The sequence below is a fragment of the Segeticoccus sp. genome (assembly GCF_035708005.1).
This window is the reverse complement of sequence record NZ_DASSTI010000067.1, coordinates 1-4,556: the sequence shown is the minus strand read 5'-3', so window position 1 is coordinate 4,556 and position 4,556 is coordinate 1. Positions and strand designations below refer to the sequence as shown.

The window sequence follows — 4,556 nt, the reverse complement described above, 5'->3', positions numbered from 1 at the left end:
TCGGTGTCCTCGAAGTCCTCGCTGACGATCGCCGCCGCGTTGGTGTAGTTGACGACGTACTCACGGAAGTCGAGCTCGTTGCTCAGCACGTGGTTCACGAGAGCGCCGAGGAACGCGATGTCCGAGCCGGCCCGGATCGGCACGTGGATGTCCGCCACGGCCGAGGTGCGGGTGAACCGCGGGTCGACGTGGATGATCGTGGCTCCACGCCGCTTGGCCTCCATCACCCACTGGAACCCCACGGGGTGGCACTCGGCCATGTTGGAGCCCTCGATGACGATGACGTCGGCGTTCTGCAGGTCCTGCTGGAAGGTGGTGGCCCCTCCCCGGCCGAACGAGGTCCCCAGACCGGGGACGGTGGAGGAGTGTCAAATACGGGCCTGGTTCTCGATCTGGATGGCACCCATCGCCGTGTACAGCTTCTTCATGAGGTAGTTCTCCTCGTTGTCGAGGGTCGCTCCTCCGAGGCTGGCGATGCCCATGGTGCGGCGAAGCCGGCGGCCGTCCTCGCTCTCCCACTCCCAGAAGTCCTTGCGGGTCTTGATGACCCGGTCCGCGATCATGTCCATCGCGGTGTCGAGGTCCAGGTCCTCCCACTCCGTCCCGAACGGACGTCGGTAGCGGACCTTGGTCACGCGCCCCTCGCTGGTGACCAGCTGCTTGCTCGCGCTGCCTTTCGGGCACAGCCGGCCGCGGGAGATGGGGCTGGCGGGGTCGCCCTCGATCTGGGTGACCTGGCCGTCCTTGACGAAGACTCGCTGCCCGCAACCGACCGCGCAGAACGGGCAGACGGAGTGCACCACCTTGTCGGCTTCCGACGTGCGGGGCTTGAGCGTCTGGCTGCGCTGGGACATCGAGGCGGTTCCGCGGCCGAGCCGGTCCCGGCCGCTGACCTGCCTGACCAGGGGCCATGATCCGATGAACGTCTTCTCGCCCAAGGAAACCTCCGCTCCGCCCGTCGCCTGGTCCCACCGTATCCCTGCGGAGGAGGAAGTAAACCGTTGCGAAGGCAAAGGGACTACTGCTCGCGGCGGCGCAGCGCGCTGAGCACCTCTTCCGGGTCTCGCTGCCGGGACACCACCGAGGCAGCGACGTCGCTGAGCTTGAGGTTGGAGTTGCGGCTGAAGGTGCGCAGGGCGGCGTAGGCGACGTCCATGTCCACCCCGGCGTGCTCAGAGAGCACGCCCTTCGCCTGCTCGATCACGATGCGGGAGTTGAGCGCCGTCTGCAGCTGCTCGGCGAGCAAGGAGGCCCGGTGCAGCGACCGCTGCTGGAGGATGCCGATGGTGGCCACGTCGGCAAGAGCACGCGCCAGCCTCCGGTCGTTCCGGCTCAGCGGAGCCTCACGCGACACGAACATGGTGAGGGCTCCGATGATGTCCCCGCGCAGCCGCATCGGGACCACGAAGACCGACCGGAAGCTCGCGGCGGCGGCCGCGGCGGCGAATTTCGGCCAACGCTCGTTCGGCACGGTCAGGTCATCGACCCCGACCGCCTCGCCGGTGTGCACGCATTCCACCGACGGGCCGGCCTCCGCGTGGTCGAGCTGGAACCGCTCCAGCCGACGGACGCTCTTGTCCGACGACGCGACCAGCCGGAGCTCCTGGCCGGAGGTGAGCAGCATCAGCCCGGCCTGCTCGACCGGCAGCAGCTCGAGGCAGGTGTGCACCAGGCGGTCGAGGAGGTCGACCACGTCGTAGTCGTCGACGAGCGTGTCCGCGAGCGAGACCAGCCGCTGGGCGAGCAGGGCGTCGTTTCCGGCGGCGTTTCTGGACGCGCCGGAAGCCCTCTCTTCGCCCATGTCCCCACCCCCCACTGCCCCGCAAATATGGTACTCAGTGGTCTGGCTCACAGTGGTGTTTGCGTAATCTGCCCCGATCGTCACGGGCAAATAGTTCGCAGTGACCATCGCCGCACCCGGATGCCCGTGCTAGGAAAGGAACCTGACGAGAATTGCCCGCTCGGGGAGGGTCTGCGGGCGCCTCGTTCGCCGGGAAACCGGTTCCAGCAGTCAAGACCTCGCTGCGATGTCATGAGCATGTGGAGGGGTCCTGCAATGACAGCGTTGGCGAAGCCTGGTCCCGGGACGGACATGGAGCGGCTCTGCCACGACCTGCGCCAGTACGCCGCCGCCGGACTCCTCGCCGCCGACATGCCGGGGGACGAGTGCCTCGACGAGGGGGTACGCCGGCGGCTCGGCATGATCCGGGAGCTGTTCGGCGGCATCCAGGACCTGGTGGCGGTGCACGCCGGTGAGACCCGCACCACCAGCAACGTCGACCTGGTCGACCTGATCGACGAGTGCGTCCGGGTCGCGGAGCTCAACCACGGGGTGACCGTGGTGCTGGTGCACACCGGGCCGGTGCTCGTCCACGCCGATGCCGTGCTGCTGCGCCGGGCGATCGGCAACGTGCTGGACAACGCGGCCCGCGCGACGGGTGCCGGCGGCTCGGTCACCGTGACTGTCGAGCGCGACAGCCGGGCGGCGTACGTAGAGGTCGTCGACGAGGGCCTCGGGTTCGGGCATGTCGCCCCGGGCAGCGGGCAGGGGCTGTCCATCGTGGACATGGCGCTGCGCGCCTGCAAGGGGCGGTTGGAGATCACGAGTGGACCGGGGCCGGGGACGACGGTGCGCCTGCTGGTCCCGGTACGAGACGACGGGGGCGGCCATGAGCCTCGCGCTGTGTGACCCGCACGGGATGTTCGTCGACGCGCTGGCCGTCGCGCTGGCAGACCGCGGCCACGAGATCGCCGGAACGGCGAGCGACGTCGGCCGGATCTCGGAGCTGGTCGACCGCTGGTCCCCGACGGTCTGCGTGCTCGGGCTGGGCGTCCAGGAGACGGAGGCGCTGGCCGCCGCCGCGGCGATCCGCTCGGGCCATCCGGAGATGGCGATCGTGCTGCTGTGCGGCACCGGGTCGGACGGCGCCTGGACGGCCCTCGACGCAGGGACGGTCAATGCCATCGTGGACAAGCGCTGTGACATCGCCACGCTCGACAAGACGATCCACCGTGCTGGTGAGGGCGAGTCCGTGGTGGAGGGCTGCTCGCGTCCGGTGGGGACACAGTCCGGGCCTTCGCCGCTGGACTACCTGACCGATCGGGAGCGGGACGTGCTCAGGCTGATCGTGGCCGGGCTGTCGACGCAGCGCATGTCGGCGACGCTCGGCGTGTCGACGAACACCGTGCGCACGCACGTGCAGCACGTTCTCGCCAAGCTCGGTGTGGACCGCCGCAGCAAGGCGATCAGGGTGGCCGTGGAGCTCGGCCTGACGGACGCGCCGGGCGCCCGGTGACAGCGGTGCGCCTCCGGACGCGGGGGAGTGTCTCGAGGGAGTGGGTGGAGTAGATGGGTTCGTGGGGAACGCAGATCGCGGTGCTGCTGGTGGACGACCACCGGGTGTTCGCCGAGGTGCTTGCGATGCGGCTGCGTGGTGAGCGGGGCATCGGGGAGGTCGAGATCGCCTTCTCGATCGGCACCGCCCGGGCGATGGCCAACCGGATCCACCCGGACGTCGTCCTCCTTGACTACGACCTCGCCGGGGAGTCGGGCCTCGACCTGATCGCCCAGCTCGAGGAGCAGGGCAAGCGGCCTCCGGTGGTGATGGTCTCCGCAGGGCACGACCCGCGGCTGATCGTCGAGGCGCTGGAGCGGGGTGCCGAGGCGTGGGTGCCCAAGGATGCCGGCTTCGACGTGCTGCTCGGCGCGGTGGCGGAGGTGCTCCGCGGCCACCTCTACCTGCCGCCGGAGGCGCTGCGCTCGGTGGTGGAGCGGCTGGTCGAGCAGGCGCACGGTCCTACGACGCCGGAGCACAGCTTCGTCGACGACCTCTCTTCCCGCGAGCTCGAGGTGCTGCGCTGCCTGGTGTCGGGGATGACCCGGGTCGAGGTCGCCCAGCGGCTGTTCATCTCCACCAACACGGTGCGCACGCACGTGCAGAACGTGCTCAAGGCAGCGGAGCTGCACTCCACGCTGGCGCTGGTGGCCGCGGCCCGCGAGCGCGGGGTCACCGGCATCGACGACGAGCCTCACGAGCGGGTGGTCGAGCGGCGCACGCGGGTCCGCTGACCGGGAGGTCGAGACGGGGGTCTGGGGCCGGGGACCTCTACAGTGTCCCCGGAGGCGTATCTCGTCTGGTGACGGGCGCGGTCCTCAAAACCGAAGTGGCCGAGTATCTCGGTCAGGCGGGTTCGACTCCTGCCCGCCTCCGCCGCCAGCGCTGCGCTGGTCGTGGGTGGCGCGGCCCCGCTGGCCGGACAGCCCCATGTCGGCGTCGCGCATCAGCTTGGACACCAGGTCGTGACCGAGGGTGATGGTCTCCCCGAGCGTGCGCACCCCGTGGTCGTGGCGGCCGCTTTCCAGGGACCACATGGCAGCGACCATGCCCTGGACCAGGGTGTCGTTGATCTCGACCGCGTCCCGGTGCCGCTGCGCCGCCGCCTCGAGCCGGCGCCGCCGCTCGTTCGAGATCCGCAGCCGGTCCGACGCATCGCCGAGCAGCACGCCCAGCAGCAGCATCGGCACGATCCGGGAGGCCCACCCCGAGACCGTCAGG

Annotated in this window: 5 protein-coding genes and 1 tRNA gene; 4 read left to right on the top strand and 2 right to left on the bottom strand. The window is 70.0% G+C overall.

The genetic code is table 11. From position 1 onward, the window contains the following. On the bottom strand, positions 1–938 hold a 938-nt coding region (locus VFL99_RS07220), incomplete at its 3' end, for a molybdopterin-dependent oxidoreductase (protein WP_325105659.1). 80 nt (positions 939–1,018) lie between these two features. Next, the gene (locus tag VFL99_RS07215) at positions 1,019–1,801 is read right to left on the bottom strand and encodes a GAF and ANTAR domain-containing protein (RefSeq protein WP_325105658.1); all 783 of its coding nucleotides are present in this window, start codon (positions 1,799–1,801) and stop codon (positions 1,019–1,021) included. Between the two features lie 255 nt (positions 1,802–2,056). Between VFL99_RS07215 and VFL99_RS07210 the strand changes: the two genes are divergently transcribed. The 4 genes from VFL99_RS07210 to VFL99_RS07195 all read left to right on the top strand — a co-directional run bounded on the left by VFL99_RS07210 (position 2,057) and on the right by VFL99_RS07195 (position 4,211). Further along, the gene (locus tag VFL99_RS07210; protein ID WP_325105657.1) at positions 2,057–2,689 is read left to right on the top strand and encodes a sensor histidine kinase; all 633 of its coding nucleotides are present in this window, start codon (positions 2,057–2,059) and stop codon (positions 2,687–2,689) included. Beyond that, a complete protein-coding gene (locus VFL99_RS07205; protein WP_325105656.1) occupies positions 2,670–3,296 on the top strand; it encodes a response regulator transcription factor in 627 nt (208 codons plus the stop codon). Before VFL99_RS07210 ends, VFL99_RS07205 begins: the two co-directional genes overlap by 20 nt. Before the next feature lie 53 nt (positions 3,297–3,349). Next, positions 3,350–4,069, top strand: coding sequence for a response regulator transcription factor (locus VFL99_RS07200; protein WP_325105655.1), 720 nt, complete (start codon positions 3,350–3,352; stop codon positions 4,067–4,069). 50 nt (positions 4,070–4,119) lie between these two features. Then, positions 4,120–4,211: transfer RNA gene (locus VFL99_RS07195), tRNA-Sec, on the top strand. The last annotated feature ends 345 nt before the right edge of the window (positions 4,212–4,556 follow it).

Bases quoted from the DNA above. Each gene is read 5' to 3' on its own strand.
- VFL99_RS07215 (WP_325105658.1), bottom strand. From the start codon at position 1,801: ATGGGCGAAGAGAGGGCTTCCGGCGCGTCCAGAAACGCCGCCGGAAAC.
- VFL99_RS07210 (WP_325105657.1), top strand. From the start codon at position 2,057: ATGACAGCGTTGGCGAAGCCTGGTCCCGGGACGGACATGGAGCGGCTC.
- VFL99_RS07205 (WP_325105656.1), top strand. From the start codon at position 2,670: ATGAGCCTCGCGCTGTGTGACCCGCACGGGATGTTCGTCGACGCGCTG.
- VFL99_RS07200 (WP_325105655.1), top strand. From the start codon at position 3,350: ATGGGTTCGTGGGGAACGCAGATCGCGGTGCTGCTGGTGGACGACCAC.